The organism is Bacillus sp. FSL K6-0042 (genome assembly GCF_038006685.1).
Classification (GTDB): Bacteria; Bacillota; Bacilli; order Bacillales; family Bacillaceae_G; genus Bacillus_A; species Bacillus_A pseudomycoides.
In genome coordinates this window covers 511,207-528,305 of the sequence record NZ_JBBOVS010000001.1, presented here as the reverse complement: position 1 = coordinate 528,305, position 17,099 = coordinate 511,207, and the positions used below count along the sequence as shown (strand labels likewise).

Here is a 17,099-nt window from a genome sequence, read left to right as displayed (position 1 = left end):
TGACTACTCATCCGAGTTATTTAAATTCGCCAATGCGAAAATACCTTCTTCATCATCTAACTCAAGCTGCAATCTTGCCGCAAACGGATTGACATTATATTCCCTATCAAGCCATAAGCGAAGTGCTTCAATTAAGTTTGCTTGAATTAAAATTTGCCTACGACCATTTACTTCTACTTCAGCAGAAAAACCATAGTCATCATCATACATTAGTTCAACTAAAACTGCTTCTGGGCCAACTTGTCGCTTTTCTGCGATATACACACATAGTGCGTTTATCAGCTCTTGTTCAGAAATTTTCATCGTTTCCATACTGCTTCTTCTGCCTGTTTCTTACGTTGATTTTTGAAATATTTAAATGCTCGAATCGCTAACATTACGATACCAGCCATTACTAGCATATTTACCATGAACGCTAATACAGAACCAAGTGCTCCCATGTTTGCAAATAAGCTTCCCATTAGTAGACCACCAAGACCACCTAGTAATAAACCTTTCATAAAGCTCCCTTTATTACTCTTTGGTGCTGTGTTTGATGCTTTTGTTTTTGTATCAGGGTTTGTTTTCTGTGCATTCACATTAGAATCTTTTTTGTTTAAATCAACTTTTGATTTTTGTCCTGAACTTGGTGTAAATGATTTTTGACCTGACTTGTAACTTTTCGCTGCCGCATGATCTACGAAAACAAAGCTGCTAGCCCCAAAAACAACCATTAATGCAGTCATTACTGTAACGATTTTTTTCAACATATTATATCCATTCTCCTTTTACTATAGATATATGTGAAATCTATCTTTCTTTGAAATAAGAATGATAGATTTTTTTTAAAGTTAAACAAAAAGTTCTTATGAACCTATTATATGAACTTTTTCTATAATAAGCAAGTATTATTTATTTAACTTTATTAACAATTTATAAAATGACAGGAAAAATAATGAAAAACAGAATTGACTTTACAAGCAACAAAACATATTATAAGTTCATAAGAACTTTTATAATTTTGGAGGTGAAAAGATGGAAACATTTCATCTCACACGAAACGAAATGGCAATGCTCCTTCTTTCTCTTAGAGGATGGAATGCAAAAAAGCCTCTCGTTATTTTACAAGAAGCTTGGGCAAAGTCACATAAAAAAGATATTGAATGTGGACAAAGTGTTACAGCTTTTATTACAACCGCTCTTTCGCCTATTTTTGAAAAGCTCATTAAAATTGAAGATACAGATATTGGCTTTTCTTTAAATGAGATCGTTGCGCTTGGTAATCAAATTGAAAATACCAGTTTTTCTGTAACAGCTATGCAAAACTGGGTAAAACGAGATATAAAAGAAATGATTGGTTCACCACAAAAAGGAAAAAAATATTCTATCGAACAAGCAGCTTTATTATTCATTGTTGAAGATTTAAAAACAGCACTTGATTTTGAATCCATTCGTAAGCTGTTAAGACTCATCGTAAATGATCCAGCAGATCGAAGTGATGATTTAATCAATCCTGTTCATTTATACGTCGCTTATTCTTCTTTATTTGAGGAATTGAATCAAGGTGGTTGTTTACAATTAAACGCGACTGATACCATTCGTACAATTGAAAATATTGTAAAAGAAAAAGCAGATAAAATCGCAAGTCAGTTTGATCAAATCAACAATGAGCAACGAGAAGCCATTCGCAATGCGATTATTATCGCAACGCTCTCTGTACATACCGCATATGTACAAATGTTAGCGAAACGCTATGTTTCTGCAACATTATTTTTACAAAATTTAGATGTAAAGCCATAAAAAAGAGGAGCGCAAAGCGCTCCTCTTTTTTAGAACTTTTGTATTACAAATAATACACACACTCTCTCCGCAATAAATAAACTACATCTTGAATATACTTTGAAGTCTTTAAAATATCATCAAAATACTAGTTTCTATTCATAAAAATATTAAGATTCTTATTCTCAGTTAAAATTCCAAATACGCATCTTTCTTTATAGGTCACAAAATCTTCTTTCATCTCTCCTTCCCACTTTAAATTTTGAAAGGGAAGAAGAGATAATTGTACTAATTCTTCCCTTTCAACAATTTTCAAAGTAGTAAAATACTGTATTTCATCTAATATTACTTCATTAATTAAGCAAAGAAAATCTCCCACTGTTCGCTCTTCTTCTCTCTTTTTAAAAAAACTTTGTAATACTAGGGCTATGAACTGAAGTTTTTTCTTCTTTTATCTACTAAATATCTACTAAAAAAACGGTTCACTTACAAGATGAGAAATTTCTAATATACTTTTCATTCTATCTCCATCAAACTTTCACACGGCTCTAATTTCTACGCTTTACTATAAGTAATACAAACACAAAGGAGATGGTGAAGCTAAAATAAAATTTCAAAATTGTACGTTATGACCGTTATGCGAATCTCATTTTTCCAGTTATGAAAGAAACACAAATATATGGCAGGAGGTGAGAATGTGAAGAAACAAAAAAAGAAGCGTACAAAATTTCGTTGGCTTATATGGGTAAGTATTATTGCTTTCTCCCTTTTGGCAGTATTTTTAGGAACCCACGGATTGCAGATGGAAAGATGGCATCATGCAAAACGTGAGGCCTTTGCTGAGGAATATAGGGGACAAGCTTCTTACCTTAAAGATGAAAGACATCATCTCAAACAAGAGAATTTGGAAAACGAGAAGCCTTTTCAACATTATGAAAAGCATCATAAAGAAAAATTTGATGGGATTTCCCTTATTCTTTTCACAATTGAGTTAAGCTTCATTCTTTTAGGATGGTTTATCCTCAAAAAGACAGAAGGTCAAATAATAAGAAAATGGATTGGTATCCTTCTTATTATCATTGGTATATTACCACTGATCCCTCTTTTCGTTGTCGTGGTATTTCCAATTTGGCTTTATAAAAAAAGAAAACAAAACTCACCCCATTCTACAACTGACTATACAGTAGACAGCTATATAGTCATATCAAATAATAAAACGGATATTCTTGATCAATGGGAAAAACAAATTCGTAAAGAGGAGAAATAAAAATGAGTATTTTTAAAAGAATTAAAAACATTGTAACCGCTGATGTCCATGAAGCTTTAAATAAACTAGAAAACCCGGTAAGTATGTTAAAACAATACATACGAGAAACGGAGCAACAAGTGGTAAAAGCACAACAAGCTTTATCTCAGCAGCTATTTCTAGAAAAAAAATATGAATCTCTTATTACAGAAACAGAGGCTGTTATTGCAAAAAGATTTCGTCAGGCTGAGCTTGCGGTGTCTCGCAATGAAGATGATATGGCACAATTAGCACTTCAAGAAAAAATTGCACATGAGAAAAAACTAGAAATGTATCATGAACAGTACAATGTAGTAAAACAACAAACTTCAATCCTATATGAGCAAATTGATAAACTACAAAAAGAATACCAAGAATTACAATATAAAGAACTCATACTTGCTTCCAGGTTACATGTAGCACGTACAATGAAAGAAAACAATGAAGCTCTTGCATCTTTTCATACAGAAAATGCAGTGAAAGGCTTCGCAAGAGTAGAAAGTTATATTCAAAAAATAGAAGCTGAGGCCTCAGCAAGTAACTACTTTAATCAAATAAAGCCTATTTCTTATACAGACGATACAGAGATTGAACTAAAAGAAGCAGTACAAAAAGAATTAGAAAAATTAAAAGTAAGGAAGTAAAGACTATTCGCTCGTTTCATTTTTTGGGACGAGCGAATAATTATTTATGAAATTAATCTTTTAAAATAAAATTCCACACCTATTCTTTCATAATTTCCCGTATACTAAAAATGCAAGGAATATTTTTTCTCTTACTCTAAAAAAATCTCATATAGAAGGTGCAACATGTTAGGTAGTTTTATTCATTCCGTATTATCATTTTTAGAAGGCCTTGGTTATTGGGGCATTATGCTTGGACTCATGATTGAGATTATCCCAAGCGAAATCGTTCTCGCCTATGCAGGTTATTTAGTATTCTCAGGAAACATCTCATTTATAGGCGCCATTGTATTTGGTACGATTGGTGGTGTTATCGCACAAATCTTTATTTATTGGATTGGGCGTTACGGAGGAAGACCTGTACTAGAGCGTTATGGCAAGTACATTTTCATTCATAAAAAACAAATCGATTCTGCAGAAGCATGGTTTAATCGTTATGGAACCGGTGTTATTTTCACAGCACGCTTCATTCCAGTCGTTCGTCATGCCATTTCAATCCCTGCCGGCATTACAAAAATGTCACCTATCCGATTTATTACCCTTACAGCGCTTGCGATTATCCCGTGGTCAATCATCTTTATCTATTTAGGTGAAAAGCTAGGAGAAAATTGGGGCAATATCAATGAAGTTGCTGGGCCATATGTAACATCGTTTGCAATTGGCGGAGTAATACTAATTGTTTTGTATTTCACTTTAAAAATATGGCTAAAGAAACGAAGAAAACTTGTTTAAATGAATCACTTAAGATAGTGACTTAAAAAAACACCATCAATTGAATTGATGGTGTTTTTGAATCTTTATACTTTTATAATTGAATCTGGTTACTTTTTAAAAAATCAACAATTTCTTCTTTATGCTTTACATCATGTTGAATAAGAATCCAAAAGTAATCATTTAACTTCATATTTTCTTTTCCCAATTGATAATAAGTATTAAAAAACAGGAGCAGCTTAAAAAGCCGTTCCTGTTTTTGGTTTAATCTTAAAATTTATTTCCCTGCATGAAATTGTTGTAATGCTTCATCCACATATACCCAGCCTTTCCATCCTAAATGAATGGTATCTTTTAGAAAGTATTTGTCATATTCATGACTAGTAAAATCTACAACTGGAAATCCTTCTTTCTCAACCTGTTCCCGAACTTTCTTATAATAAACATCACGGCGTTCTTTTGGGAATCCTGCGTAATCATACCAAGGTCCATTTACAGGAACAGAAATAAAAAGCGGCTTCACTTTCTTTTGCTTAAAAATATCTAAAACAATTTGTAAATCTTCATATTCTGGCGATTCATCATAAGATTCGTTTGCCTTATATCCCTTGAATCCATGTAATTTCTTTTGAAATTTGTTTTTGTAGTAATATGGATTTTCAATTCCGAATGTATTTGATGTAGACTCCACTTTCCCAACTTGTTCAGCATGCCTTCTTGCTTCTTCCCAAGAAAGTGAACGTAATTCCATATTTCTTTGTTCTTTTTTTGGCTTTATATTGAATATAGATTTCACCAAATCTTTATGATCCGCAATGTTTCGGTTTATATAGGCAACTGGCTTAAATGCTCCTGCTTTTATCTTATGAGTTGTATCATTATATACAATACCTTCTAATGAGGTTTTTAATATATAATCGTTACGGACAACATTAAAATCTAGCAACCGCTTCGCAATTTTCTTTTTCATTTCAGGTTTTATTTGATCATTAAAAATAAAATGATATGTTTGCTGTTTAGAAAAGTTACTACTAAAGTTACCTTCATTTACCCCCTGCTTGGTAAACCATTGTGGTGAAAGAATAAATACTACTTTTTTTCCTTCTAATTGATCCATTGTGGAAGTCACATTTAAAATATGAGCAAGACTCTGCGTTCCGCCAGTTCCTATTAGAAACGGTGTAAATCCTTCGGGTTTTACTTTAAAATAGTTAGACGGATGATATGCATCCATTCGGGAAAATTCAGATGAACCGTACATCGGTAAATACTTCGAATTCTCTAACATTTTTTGTTGTAAAAAAACACCTTGTAATTTTTCTTTTTGTAATGAAGTCGCCGCATCTTCTACCTTTTCATTACTAATAAGTGAAACTAGATATTTAGATGGAATAAGCAATATAACGATAAAGATTATACATGCTAAAATGATTGGGCCAAAAGCATGTTTCATCTTCATTTGTTGACCCACCTTATTATAGAACCACTTACAATCATTCTCTTATTACCTCGATATTGCATGTCTACTAATAATTCTAACCCTTGCTTACAACACGTCATCATTCTTTCTCTTCTCCTTTATTCCGTAAAAATGCTCCATTCTATTCATCTATCATTTACATGTATTTCCTCCTCTTATCACAACTTATGTACGCATTCATTATAAGAAATGTTTCCAAGTAAACATTTTAATTATACAAGATTTTCTATTTCTTTCACACTCTAAATTCAGTAATGATTTTATCTTTCGACAAGTTAAACTTGTATACAAATCTATACGATATTTACAAACTATCTGGATAGTTTATATGAATATTCAAATTTTCATCGAAACAAATTCTTATACTCATAATATGATAATTGATGTCCATCAAAATCCACATCATGTGTGTATTTAAATCCAGCCTTTTCTAAAACATTTTTTGACTTCTCATTGGCAATTCTAATTCTTGCAGTTAATTTTTTGACTTTCAAATCATGAAAAGCATATTGGATCGATGCATGTGCTGCCTCTGTAGCATATCCATTTCCCCAAAACTTCGGATCGAGAAGATACATGATTTCTAAATCTTCTGTTCCATCAATATACCTTAAACCACAGTGTCCCATCATTTCTCTCGTGATAGGATTGAATATAAGCCATACACCAAAATTATGTTCATTCCAATGCGCTATGAGTTTTCCAATATATTGTTCAGTTTCTTCTCGTGACATCCCTCTAGATATAGCAAGCCACTTACCTACCTCATTGTTTTTTACAATTTGATAGAAAGCATCCACATCTTCTAAACTAGGTTTTCTCATATAGAGTCTTTTCGTATTCATTGATTTTACATTCACATTAATAGACATATCCTTTTCCCCCTTCAATAAAATCTTAATTTTCATCCTGGTAAATTATAGCATGAATTTTCTCTCTTTTATTAATTTCAAGAATGAAACATTGTTATATACAAAAACAGACTGTTCTCTAAGCACAGTCTGTTTTTTTTATACTTCATTTTATTTTTTCACATCTGCCCATTTCAAACTAGTCGCGGGTCCAAATTGATGTACATATAAATCTTTAACATATGGTTTTTGTAAATAAGATAATCCGCGCTGGAACACCGGGGCAATTACCGCATCATCCAATAGCATTTTCTCTGCATCTTGCATCGCTTTCCAACGTGCCTTTTCGTCATTTCCTAATTCCATTTTTGTCTTTTTAATTAATGCATCATATTCTGCATTTGCATAGCCAGTATTATTGACACCACTTTCTGAAATAAAGACCTCTAAGTAAGTCATTGGATCTGGATAATCCGGTAACCAACGTGATAATGACATTTCATATTCTTTCTTTTTCTCTAACGCTAGTTTTTGAGAATGTGGTTGTAGTTTCACTTTTATCGTCAATCCTGGTAAATTTTTCTCTAGTTGTTCTTTAATATATTCCCCTACTTTTTTAAAGTTTTCTAAATCATAGTTTAACATTTCTAACGTAACTTCATTCGTTCCTGTTTCTTGCTTGGCCTTTTCCCAATATTCCTTTGCCTTGTTCACATTCGTTTTATTAAACTCTGTCGTTGTTTCCCTGAAATCTTTTTTATCTGGCCCTTTTAAAAAGCCATTTGGAACATAGTAGTTTGCAGGTACTGATCCATCGTTTAAAAATGAAGTCGCAAGTCCCTTTTTATCAAAAGCCATGCTAAGTGCGAGGCGGGCATTTTTGTTTTTTAGAATTGGTACATTTTCATTAAATCGGAAGAAATACATAACCGAATCTGTATATTGTTTCAATTCTTTATCATTTTTATATTTATCAACAAATTCTGTTGAAATAACAGCACGATCAACTTTATCTGTTTGATATAGATTTACTACGGTCGAAATTTCTTTAACAATTTGGTAATTTACTTCATCTAATTTCACTTCTTTTTTATCCCAATATTGATTGTTTTTCTTCATTGTAAAACTTGCTTCATGCTTCCATTCTGATAATGTAAATGGTCCATTATATAGAGTTTTATTTGCTTCTAAACCATATTTATCTCCTTGTTCTTTCGCATACTTCTCATTAATTGGATAAAAGGATGGTAAACAAAGTAATTTTGTAAAATAAGGGACAGGATGTTCTAACTCTACAGTAAACGTTTTATCATCTTGAACTTTTACTCCTAATTCATCCAATCCAATTTGTTTCTTATTTATCTTTTCTGCATTTTTCACATCATACATGATATATGCATATTCAGAGCCCGTTTCTGGATTAACAAGTTGCTTCCAAGCATATACAAAATCATGTGCTGTTACAGGATCACCGTTAGACCATTTCGCATCACGCAAATGAAATGTATATGTTTTCCCATCTTTACTAATCTCATGCTTTTGAGCAATTCCAGGAATGACCTCATCGTTTTTTGAAAGTCTAACTAATCCTTCCATTACATTATTTAATACATTAAATGAAACAGCGTCTGTTACTTTTAAGGAATTTAATGATGGAATTTCTCCTGTTTCTGTTAACTGCAATACTTTCTTCTCTTCTTTTGGTTTTGTAGTGGTCTTTTCTTTTCCACAACCAGCTAAAAACGAAGAAAGAAGTAACGTACTAACCAATGAAAAGCGAATAACCTTTTTCACTTTAAAACCCCCTTTTTAAATCCCTATTAATCTTTCATCTTAAGGTAAATAGCGACGTGCACCTGCATATTCTTCAATGTAACCAGGTGTATCTACTGGTATAATTTCAACTGTTTTCGCTGCATTTGGAGAATGTATCATTTTCCCATCTCCAATATACATTCCTACGTGGTGAACACTTCCTTTTCCTTGATTGTAAGCAAAAAACAGCAAATCACCTTTTTGCAAGTTTTCTCTTTCAACAGCAATACCTGCTTTTGATTGTGGACCGGAATCACGCGGGATTGTAATACCATGAGATTTGTAAATTGTATGTGTAAAACCAGAACAATCAAAGCCAAAACCACTTGTTCCAGCCCATATATACGGCAATCCTAAAAATAACTTCCCAGTATTCACTAAATCGTCGCCTGTTGGAACAGGAATGTCATTTTGCGATTTATAAACCGTTCCATCATTTTTCCGTAACCATGCTTTTTGTCCGTTTGGTAATAATACACGAAACGACATATTATCTTCACTTATTAGTGGTAAGCGTGTGTTATAACTAACCTCTAAAGATTTATATTTATCAGATGGATTAATATATAAAATAGCTGTCGGTTTTGTAATAAGAACAAATGGTTGTTCCTTTTTCTCTGCAAATTCTTGATTATAGGTTAGCTGTTTTACCGGGACCCATCCTGGATATCCCGCTTCATTTCTTGGCGTTGGCTGACCATGAACAACTACTTTTGCCCACTCACCTTGCCGATCAATAATTGTTACTTCTTGCCCCAATAAAGCTTGTGTTTCTAATTTATTTGTACTTGTTAACCAAAGCTTTTCATCGAGCGTCATCGATTTCGTCCATTTCCATAGATTAACAGGATTCATCGCACTTGGTTCATCAATTGGACGAAGCAAATTTGGCCCAGTCCATAATGTTGCTGCTGCCACATCTACATACGCTTGATTACTTTTTACCTCTTCAGCATTCACAACAGAAATAGATGAAAATACTAACAAACAACTAAAAAGCACAGTAATGCGTTTCCTCATAAACACATCCTCCTTTTTATTCATATTTTTCCCTGCTCAAACAAAACGTGACCTCAAAAACAACTCTTCTGCTGAAACTTTATTCTATATTCACTGCGTGATGCAGGTTTACCCTTAGTCCGTTATATGTGATTCCGCTTGGCTCTTCCATTAACCATAAAGGAGCATCAAGATCAAAGTAGTGAATATTTGGATGAGCGGCTGCTACATGTGCAATTGCCGCCACAGAAAGCGATGATTCCATCATGCTACCAACCATGCACTTTACACCGGCAGCGCCAGCAATATCGGCAATCTTCCATGCTTCCCGTATCCCGCCACATTTCATTAATTTAATATTTAATAAATCAGCGTACTGTCCTTGAACAAGCTTTAAAGCGTCTTGCGCCGAGAAAACACTTTCATCAGCCATGATTGGTGTTTGCACATGATCTTTTACATATTTCATTCCTTCCCAATCTTTCGCATGAACGGGCTGTTCTACAAATTCTATATTTAAATTTCTATTTTCCATTTCTCGAATAATCGATACAGCTTCTTTTGGACTCCATCCTTGATTTGCATCTAATCGCAAAGTTACATCCTCCTGCACAACATTTTTGATCGCTTCAATACGTTCTAAATCCAATTCTGTTGATTTACCAACTTTAACTTTTAATGTGTTAAAGCCTTTTTCTACATGACTTTTTGCTTCTTTCGCCATTAATAAAGGTTCATCAACACTTACTGTAATGTCTGTTTGAATCTCTTTCTTTCCACCTAATAACGCATATAATGGAATATTATGAAACTGACAATATACATCATATAAAGCCATATCAACCGCTGCCTTCGCACTCGTATTTCCTATACAGCTCATTTGAACCTGTAACAACAACGTTTGAAATTGCTGCAATTCTTTCCCGACTAACACAGAGCGAATTGGTCCTAAAATAGCTTCTTCCATTCCACTTGCAAAATCCCCAGTAATAACCGGAGTCGCAGCCCCAGCCCCTTTTCCTACAATCCCTTCATCTGTGTGAATAAAAACATCAATACTCTCAATCTCGGTTACAGTGCGCAAAGCTGTTTTAAATGGTGTATGAAGCTTGATATAGCGACGTTTTACTGTTAGATCCATGATTTTCATTTCATTCATCCTTTCTGTCCAATAAAAAAATCCAGCCATAAGAATGAATCTTATGGCTGGATTTTGTCTATGAATGTGTAGACAAAGCAGCGATTTGATTATATTTTTTTTGTGCATCTTTTAATGCTACAAGTAATGCTTTTTGAGACGATCCGAAATAACGATTGTTAATTTCTTCTACTAATTGTGGATCATTCATATTTCTATGTAGAAATAAATGTTTTACAAATTGGCTCGTTAATGAAATTGTTGCTGAACAATCTGTATCCACAATTTTCCCTGTATCTTTTTCAACAACAAATGCAACAAAGTAGCTTTTAAATTTTTCTGTAATTGGATTGTTTTGAGGTGCTTTTGCGTCCCCTACGATATAAATCGTATTAGAAGCGTACACATAAATCTTCCTTTCTTATACAAGGATAACGGTTTTCTTAACAGGCGAATAAGCTGTAGACTCATCGTTAATTAAGAAATGTATTCGCTTACTGTATATTATATACAATTTACAGAATTTTAACAATATTTATTTCAGTAAATATTGTACAATTAAATGTCCAATCTCTGAAAATATATAATTCGTATGATTTACACATTCAACATTTGAACTTAAAACAGCTACATATACCATGTGGTTATTTATGTTCAATCGTGCAACATCATGTGTAACAGTTTGCAGTTCTCCTGTTTTGTTTGCTATGGAAAGTCCTTCTATCCCCTCTAACTTCCCACATAATTTATGGGTAAATTGCTGCATTTGAAGTGGGTTATAAAATTGTTCTTCGTTTTCATAATGCTTTAGTAGAGTTACAATATCTTCAGCTGTTGCGAAATTATCTTTTCCCGTTTCTTTAGATGTTTGCATCATATATCGTTGTAGTTTCGTTCCATTTAGCTGCAGTGAATCAATATGTTTTTGAATATCATTTATTTTCAACTTATTTATAAGCCAATTTGTCGCAGTGTTATCAGAAACTGTAATCATCAATGTAATGAGGTCTTGTATCGTTACATTTGGTGTATGTAATGCAGCAACAATGCCACTTCCTCCAGTCTTTTCGAGGGATGAAATAGGAATTAATTCATATGGATTTAAGGTTCCATCCTTTATGTTTTCTATAGCACACGAAAGAATAGGTAACTTAATAAGGCTAGCTGATGGATGCACCAATTGTTCATTGTACCGATACATAATTCCCCCTTGTATCATGACACTTACATCTCCGTTTATACTTTCAATCCGTTTCTCTAATTCATATATAAAGTCTGCTTTTTTCATATTACCCTCTCCTTTTTTGAGAATTATATCATCTCTAAAGATTCTCAGTTATGACATATCTTTTTATAAAATAAGAAAGTATTACTGCCTACAAAGAACGAATAAAAATATTTAATATATAAAAAAAAACAGTTAGCTATTTGCTAACTGTTACAGATGTTTTCCTTTCATTACTGTATATCTACTTAGGTAGTACAAATATAGTTTCATTCGGCTTAGAGAATTGATACTTTTTCCTCGCAAACTTTAAAATTTCTTCTTCATTATCTGTCAAATTTTCAACTTCACTCTTTAAATAACGCGAATCTTTTTCTAAAGAAAGTAATTGCTTTTGCTGGTTTTTAATCGTATCTCGCTTTTCTACAATCATTTCTTGTTGCTTAGTAAGGATATATTGAACATAAAAAGTTGCTGAAAAAATAAAAATAAAAGCTAAAATAAACCGACGCAATTTTCTCTTATTCATAACTCGGTATTCATTAGACTGTGTTTGTTGTGGTGTATTAGGAACATTTACTTTCTTGAGTTTCCTCATTTTTCAAATCCCCCTAACCCATTTTATTTCACTACCACAGGTATACTCTCTTACTAACCTAAATTCTCTTCTCGTAAAATAAGCTCCTCCATAAAAAAATCTCATAAATTAACCAATTAGAGATAGCTTTCGACGGCATATCTATATTTCAGATTAAATATTTATTTTTTGTGCTCTAAAATAGTGTTTTATGTTTTTAATTCACTCTTAACAAACGTATCTCTCAAACACATTCGCTTTTTCACTGAATAGTTTATTAGGAATTGCTTTAATTAAGGAGGTAAACAAATGAAATATCGCACATTAGGAAAAACCGGTTTAACCGTTTCGGAAATTGGATTTGGCGCTTGGGCAATTGGTGGCGATGAATGGGGTCCTGTAAATGACAAACATTCTATCACAGCAATGAAAAAGGCAATAGAATGCGGCGTGAATTTTATTGATACCGCTGATGTATATGGGTTAGGCCATAGTGAAAAATTAGTGGCCCAATCAATAAAAGAACATCGAAATGATATCGTCCTTTCCACAAAGGGAGGTTTAATTGGTCATCACTATGATCCTGATGGAGAACCTGTCTACGATACAGTAGAAAAGGTAATTGCAGTATTCGAAACCAGCTTACTTCGCCTGCAAACAGATTATATTGATGTTTACTTTTGTCATATTTGGTGGGACAAAAAAGAAGAAACCGAAGCGTTCCTTCGCGCATTTGAAATTTTAAAGCGAGATGGAAAAGTAAGAGCGGTTGGTGTTTCTACACATGATTTACAATATATTAAGAACTTTAATAAAGACGGTGAAATTGATGTTGTACAACTTGACTACAGCATACTTAACCGGGCACCTGAAAATGATATTTTACCTTACTTACAAGAGCAAAACTTAGGAGCTGTTATTCGTGGGCCATTAAAAATGGGGATATTAACTGGAAAGTTTACAGAGCAAACAACATTTCCTGAGGGCGATTTACGACAAGATTGGCCAAAAGAAACATGGTTTCAAGATGATTTACGAAAGGTTGAGCAATTGAGATACCTTTCAAACCCTAAACGAACTTTGGGACAATTGGCCCTCCGTTATGTACTCTCACACCCTGCTGTATCTGTTGCTATTCCTGGGGCAAAAACAGCTAATCAAGCAGCAGAAAATACTGCTGCTTCTGTACGCCCACTTCTATTAGAAGAAGAATTAGCATATATACGAGACTTCTAGAAAAAGATTGGTAGCATTGAATTGCTGCCAATCTTTTTTGTTACTCTATTATTCTCATATTTTATATGTATTTTTTATTTCGATTTCCCTTATACAAGGTATAGAAGATGCTGATGTCCCTTCTCTAATGCGATATCATATGCTGTTTTACCATCATTTTTTTTAATACTTTTATCTGCTCCATTTTGAATAAGTAATGTTACAATTTTTTCATCGCCTAATAAAGCTGCTTCATGAAGTCCTGTCCAACCACCACTTTGTACAGCATTAACATCCGATCCTTGCTTAATTAAAAATGTAGCGAGTTCAATTTTCTTGTTTGCAATTGCTGCTTGAAGCGGTGTATTTTCATTTTGATTCTTCGCTTTTACATGTAAATTGGCACCATTTTTCAGAAGAAGATTTGCAATTTCTTTATGACCAAAATAAGCAGCCAAATGAAGCAGTGTCCAGCCATCTTCAGTATAAGAATGCACAAGGTTTTGATCTTTATTTATTAATTCTACTACCTTCTCCTGTTCTCCATTCATTACAGCATTTGTAATTACTACAATTGGATTCATTGTTATCCCCCTTTTACATAAACTCATTTCATTTTCTAACTATGAAATAATTCTATTAAGCATGTGAAATTCCTTTTTAATCCACTTAAGTTTACATAATAATATTATAAATATTAACCTAATTTTCATTACTTACTTTGTTACAAATAAAAAAATAATTCATTTTTATAATGGACTGTTTTGGATTTAATCAAAAATATATTTTTGTATCTTTCTATAAAATAAAATACCACATTTATATAGAAATAAAAAATCTCCGTACCGCAGTGACTTTATTACATTTTATTTTTATTTTTCTATTTCGAATATCTTTTTGAAAATACAAAAATGATTAATTAGTTTTAATATAAAAACAATCATTATTAGGCACCTATTCAAATTGTATTTTTCGAATAAAATATAAAAATGATTTTTATATTTTATTCGAAAAATGATTTTTATATTCTTTTATAGATACAATAACTTTCAAATTAACCTATAGCAATTTTGCCTTCTACCCTTCCCTGTATCTTTTAATACATATGATTTTACTACGAGTTCAGTTAATGAATCCGTTAATGTTTTATATGATAAATTAGATAGTGCTAACAGATCATTTGTATATAGAATTCTATGTTTTTCTAATAGTAATAATACTAATCGTTCAGATGGCTTTAATGTTTCGTCACTTTCTAGTATAAAATCTACATCTTTCATAGGATATACATTCTCCTTATTTTAAAAATCACAATTACCCATTATTAATACGAAAATATTATATAATAAATCTGTTGTTATTTCAAAATAACATAATACTTATACTAGAATGTAGGGTATTCTTCTAGTTAGAAATACTCTCTTCGCTTCTTTCATTCCCTTTCTAACATCCTTTCGGCAATTTGATGTTAGAATCCATCCCCTTTTTTCAGTACAAAAAAAGCCTCCACATTCGGAGGCTTCCTTCTATTTTACAATTGGCAGTGTTAACTCACTTAACTTTACTGTAAGTTTCGTCCCTGCTTTTGGACGAATCGTATAGTCATAGTCACTTGCAATTAATACTACTCCGATTTGATGGCCGGCTTGGAATACATAATCATCTGGCTGCATGTCCCATGTAAATGTGTAATCTTTTCCTGGTATAATTGGCGTTGACTGTTCTTTTCCATTCAAGTTTTGTGGATCCATCCATCCTCTAGTCACAATTTCTGGTTCCGCACCGCCATAATCAACAAGTAATGCGGTTAAATTTAAAACTGGACGATCAATACTCCCCTTAAATGAAATTTTTGGTGTACCACTTATTCTCATTTCTTTTTCGAGCTTAGACATTACATATACTAACCGATTTGGTGATTCTAATTCTGGATTTGTTAGTAATTGATTCGATTTAATTTTTGCATCATCTAACAATGAAGACACTTGTTGTACCGCACCCATTCGAAGCGGTACATCTACTGCTTTATTACTTAAAAGCATACGTATTTTAGACGGAGCTGCTGCAGGGTCTGGCCAATTTTTTAATTTTTGCCACGTTTTATTTTCTCGCTGTACATCTACCATCGGTTCATTCATAATTCCATTTTCAATTCCGTATAACCAATAATCAAACCATTTATTTTGTGTTTGCTGCCAGTTATTACTAGATGTTCCCCCATGCCCTCCTTGATGTAACCACATTTTACGTGGCACATTATTTTCTCCTAAAGCTTCCCACCATTGTGAAAACTGTTTTGTCTTTACATTCCAATCATTTAAACCATGTACAACAAATACACTTGCCTTTACATTTTTTGCATCCTTCACGTAGTTACGCTTGTCCCAAAAATCATTATAATCTCCTGTTTTTCGGTCCTGCCCATCGGTAAGCTCTTTAATGATTTTTTGACAAACTTCAGGATTTTTTCTCGTTAATACTGCTTCGGCCATATTATCTGTATCTTCACCTTGATAACCACCTGGTGCAACAACTGCCCCATTTGCACGGTAATAATCATACCAACTGCTAATCGCGGCAATAGGAATAATTGTTTTTAACCCTTCAACTCCTGTTGTTGCAACAGCGTTCGGCAATGTGCCATTATATGAAGCACCTGTCATCCCCACATTTCCTGTAGACCAATCCGCCTTTATTTCCTTACCATCTTCTGTAAATGCTTTTGTTCTTCCATTTACCCAATCAATGACAGATTTTGTACCAAGGATTTCTTGTTCATCACCAGTTGTTGGACATCCATCTGATTTTCCAGTACCAATGCTTTCCCCTAAAATAACGGCATATCCACGAGGAACATAGTAATTTCCGTATGAACCGAGATTAGCTGGTCCTGCATAAGGTTTGCCTCCAGTAGGATGTAATTCTTCATCTACATTATAAACTGGTACGTCTTTTATTCCCGAACGGTAAGGACTCATTTCATAAATAACGGGAACTTTCACACCTAGTTCTGTTTTCGGTCGCATTACTTTTATTGATACACGATCTTTTTTACCATCTCGGTCACTATCAATCTCTGTTTCTACAAATAAATTTTCTACAATTGCCTCATCAAGTGAATAAATTGGTTTCGTCATTCCATTTTCTAACTCAATCTTTGTCGATTGAGCTAACGTTTCTGGTACTTTCCCATTTAGCGGTAAAGTAAATTTCTTTGAGTTCTCTTCTTTCTGCTCTGCATGTACCGTAATACTAGATATGCCAGATGTAAGTGTTAGAGAAAACATTGCTGAAAGCGCAATTACAAACTGTTTTTTCCTCAAATTCCTTCCCCCTTTATATTCTTCTACCACTTCTTTCAC

19 protein-coding genes are annotated in these 17,099 nt (G+C 33.2%); 5 read left to right on the top strand and 14 right to left on the bottom strand.

Going from position 1 to position 17,099, the window contains the following annotated elements:
- Positions 1-3 precede the first annotated feature (3 nt).
- Together MHH45_RS02825 and MHH45_RS02820 are read right to left on the bottom strand one after the other, a co-directional pair.
- On the bottom strand, positions 4-312 hold the full coding sequence (locus tag MHH45_RS02825; protein WP_033671234.1) for a YxcD family protein: 309 nt from the start codon (positions 310-312) through the stop codon (positions 4-6).
- The gene (locus MHH45_RS02820; protein WP_003198066.1) at positions 300-749 is read right to left on the bottom strand and encodes a hypothetical protein; all 450 of its coding nucleotides are present in this window, start codon (positions 747-749) and stop codon (positions 300-302) included. Before MHH45_RS02820 ends, MHH45_RS02825 begins: the two co-directional genes overlap by 13 nt.
- A gap of 265 nt (positions 750-1,014) precedes the next feature.
- Here MHH45_RS02820 and MHH45_RS02815 point away from each other — a divergent pair, with 265 nt between their 5' ends.
- Positions 1,015-1,779, top strand: coding sequence for a DUF1836 domain-containing protein (locus MHH45_RS02815; RefSeq protein WP_006095061.1), 765 nt, complete (start codon positions 1,015-1,017; stop codon positions 1,777-1,779).
- A gap of 127 nt (positions 1,780-1,906) precedes the next feature.
- Here the strand turns inward: MHH45_RS02815 and MHH45_RS02810 are convergent, their stop codons facing one another.
- On the bottom strand, positions 1,907-2,137 hold the full coding sequence (locus MHH45_RS02810) for a hypothetical protein (protein ID WP_016115126.1): 231 nt from the start codon (positions 2,135-2,137) through the stop codon (positions 1,907-1,909).
- 318 nt (positions 2,138-2,455) lie between these two features.
- Here MHH45_RS02810 and MHH45_RS02805 point away from each other — a divergent pair, with 318 nt between their 5' ends.
- From MHH45_RS02805 to MHH45_RS02795, 3 genes are all read left to right on the top strand, one after another.
- A complete protein-coding gene (locus MHH45_RS02805; RefSeq protein ID WP_016115127.1) occupies positions 2,456-3,025 on the top strand; it encodes a hypothetical protein in 570 nt (189 codons plus the stop codon).
- Positions 3,026-3,027: 2 nt separating this feature from the next.
- A complete protein-coding gene (locus tag MHH45_RS02800) occupies positions 3,028-3,687 on the top strand; it encodes a PspA/IM30 family protein (protein WP_016115128.1) in 660 nt (219 codons plus the stop codon).
- A gap of 165 nt (positions 3,688-3,852) precedes the next feature.
- On the top strand, positions 3,853-4,458 hold the full coding sequence (locus tag MHH45_RS02795) for a DedA family protein (RefSeq protein ID WP_016115129.1): 606 nt from the start codon (positions 3,853-3,855) through the stop codon (positions 4,456-4,458).
- Between the two features lie 256 nt (positions 4,459-4,714).
- On the opposite strand, the gene dltD is transcribed toward MHH45_RS02795, so the two are convergent.
- The 8 genes from dltD to MHH45_RS02755 form a co-directional block, all read right to left on the bottom strand.
- Positions 4,715-5,896: a D-alanyl-lipoteichoic acid biosynthesis protein DltD gene (gene dltD / locus MHH45_RS02790; protein WP_016115131.1), complete on the bottom strand. Its 1,182-nt coding sequence runs from the start codon at positions 5,894-5,896 to the stop codon at positions 4,715-4,717.
- A 365-nt stretch (positions 5,897-6,261) separates the two neighbouring features.
- On the bottom strand, positions 6,262-6,789 hold the full coding sequence (locus MHH45_RS02785; protein ID WP_016115133.1) for a GNAT family N-acetyltransferase: 528 nt from the start codon (positions 6,787-6,789) through the stop codon (positions 6,262-6,264).
- A 150-nt stretch (positions 6,790-6,939) separates the two neighbouring features.
- Positions 6,940-8,562: a peptide ABC transporter substrate-binding protein gene (locus MHH45_RS02780; RefSeq protein WP_077294136.1), complete on the bottom strand. Its 1,623-nt coding sequence runs from the start codon at positions 8,560-8,562 to the stop codon at positions 6,940-6,942.
- A 39-nt stretch (positions 8,563-8,601) separates the two neighbouring features.
- Positions 8,602-9,603 (bottom strand): C40 family peptidase, encoded by a 1,002-nt coding sequence (locus MHH45_RS02775; RefSeq protein WP_016115135.1) that lies wholly within the window; start codon positions 9,601-9,603, stop codon positions 8,602-8,604.
- 79 nt (positions 9,604-9,682) lie between these two features.
- Positions 9,683-10,732, bottom strand: a complete 1,050-nt coding sequence (locus MHH45_RS02770; RefSeq protein ID WP_077294165.1) for a dipeptide epimerase — start codon at positions 10,730-10,732, stop codon at positions 9,683-9,685.
- 67 nt (positions 10,733-10,799) lie between these two features.
- A complete protein-coding gene (locus MHH45_RS02765) occupies positions 10,800-11,126 on the bottom strand; it encodes a DUF3870 domain-containing protein (protein ID WP_016115137.1) in 327 nt (108 codons plus the stop codon).
- A 129-nt stretch (positions 11,127-11,255) separates the two neighbouring features.
- On the bottom strand, positions 11,256-12,008 hold the full coding sequence (locus tag MHH45_RS02760; RefSeq protein ID WP_016115138.1) for a serine hydrolase: 753 nt from the start codon (positions 12,006-12,008) through the stop codon (positions 11,256-11,258).
- A gap of 181 nt (positions 12,009-12,189) precedes the next feature.
- Positions 12,190-12,543 (bottom strand): FtsB family cell division protein, encoded by a 354-nt coding sequence (locus tag MHH45_RS02755; protein ID WP_077294133.1) that lies wholly within the window; start codon positions 12,541-12,543, stop codon positions 12,190-12,192.
- Positions 12,544-12,831: 288 nt separating this feature from the next.
- Here MHH45_RS02755 and MHH45_RS02750 point away from each other — a divergent pair, with 288 nt between their 5' ends.
- The gene (locus tag MHH45_RS02750) at positions 12,832-13,758 is read left to right on the top strand and encodes an aldo/keto reductase (protein ID WP_088094460.1); all 927 of its coding nucleotides are present in this window, start codon (positions 12,832-12,834) and stop codon (positions 13,756-13,758) included.
- A gap of 89 nt (positions 13,759-13,847) precedes the next feature.
- Here MHH45_RS02750 and MHH45_RS02745 read toward each other — a convergent pair whose 3' ends face one another.
- From MHH45_RS02745 to MHH45_RS02735, 3 genes are all read right to left on the bottom strand, one after another.
- Positions 13,848-14,321 carry an ankyrin repeat domain-containing protein gene (locus tag MHH45_RS02745; RefSeq protein ID WP_016115141.1) on the bottom strand — a complete coding sequence of 158 codons (474 nt, stop codon included), beginning with the start codon at positions 14,319-14,321 and terminating at the stop codon, positions 13,848-13,850.
- 465 nt (positions 14,322-14,786) lie between these two features.
- Positions 14,787-15,017 (bottom strand): hypothetical protein, encoded by a 231-nt coding sequence (locus tag MHH45_RS02740; protein ID WP_016115142.1) that lies wholly within the window; start codon positions 15,015-15,017, stop codon positions 14,787-14,789.
- A gap of 246 nt (positions 15,018-15,263) precedes the next feature.
- Positions 15,264-17,060, bottom strand: coding sequence for a Xaa-Pro dipeptidyl-peptidase (locus tag MHH45_RS02735; RefSeq protein WP_088094107.1), 1,797 nt, complete (start codon positions 17,058-17,060; stop codon positions 15,264-15,266).
- Between the last annotated feature and the right edge of the window lie 39 nt (positions 17,061-17,099).

Bases quoted from the DNA above. Each gene is read 5' to 3' on its own strand.
- MHH45_RS02825 (WP_033671234.1), bottom strand. From the start codon at position 312: ATGGAAACGATGAAAATTTCTGAACAAGAGCTGATAAACGCACTATGT.
- MHH45_RS02820 (WP_003198066.1), bottom strand. From the start codon at position 749: ATGTTGAAAAAAATCGTTACAGTAATGACTGCATTAATGGTTGTTTTT.
- MHH45_RS02815 (WP_006095061.1), top strand. From the start codon at position 1,015: ATGGAAACATTTCATCTCACACGAAACGAAATGGCAATGCTCCTTCTT.
- MHH45_RS02800 (WP_016115128.1), top strand. From the start codon at position 3,028: ATGAGTATTTTTAAAAGAATTAAAAACATTGTAACCGCTGATGTCCAT.
- MHH45_RS02795 (WP_016115129.1), top strand. From the start codon at position 3,853: ATGTTAGGTAGTTTTATTCATTCCGTATTATCATTTTTAGAAGGCCTT.
- dltD (WP_016115131.1), bottom strand. From the start codon at position 5,896: ATGAAGATGAAACATGCTTTTGGCCCAATCATTTTAGCATGTATAATC.
- MHH45_RS02785 (WP_016115133.1), bottom strand. From the start codon at position 6,789: ATGTCTATTAATGTGAATGTAAAATCAATGAATACGAAAAGACTCTAT.
- MHH45_RS02775 (WP_016115135.1), bottom strand. From the start codon at position 9,603: ATGAGGAAACGCATTACTGTGCTTTTTAGTTGTTTGTTAGTATTTTCA.
- MHH45_RS02770 (WP_077294165.1), bottom strand. From the start codon at position 10,732: ATGAAAATCATGGATCTAACAGTAAAACGTCGCTATATCAAGCTTCAT.
- MHH45_RS02760 (WP_016115138.1), bottom strand. From the start codon at position 12,008: ATGAAAAAAGCAGACTTTATATATGAATTAGAGAAACGGATTGAAAGT.
- MHH45_RS02755 (WP_077294133.1), bottom strand. From the start codon at position 12,543: ATGAGGAAACTCAAGAAAGTAAATGTTCCTAATACACCACAACAAACA.
- MHH45_RS02750 (WP_088094460.1), top strand. From the start codon at position 12,832: ATGAAATATCGCACATTAGGAAAAACCGGTTTAACCGTTTCGGAAATT.
- MHH45_RS02745 (WP_016115141.1), bottom strand. From the start codon at position 14,321: ATGAATCCAATTGTAGTAATTACAAATGCTGTAATGAATGGAGAACAG.
- MHH45_RS02740 (WP_016115142.1), bottom strand. From the start codon at position 15,017: ATGAAAGATGTAGATTTTATACTAGAAAGTGACGAAACATTAAAGCCA.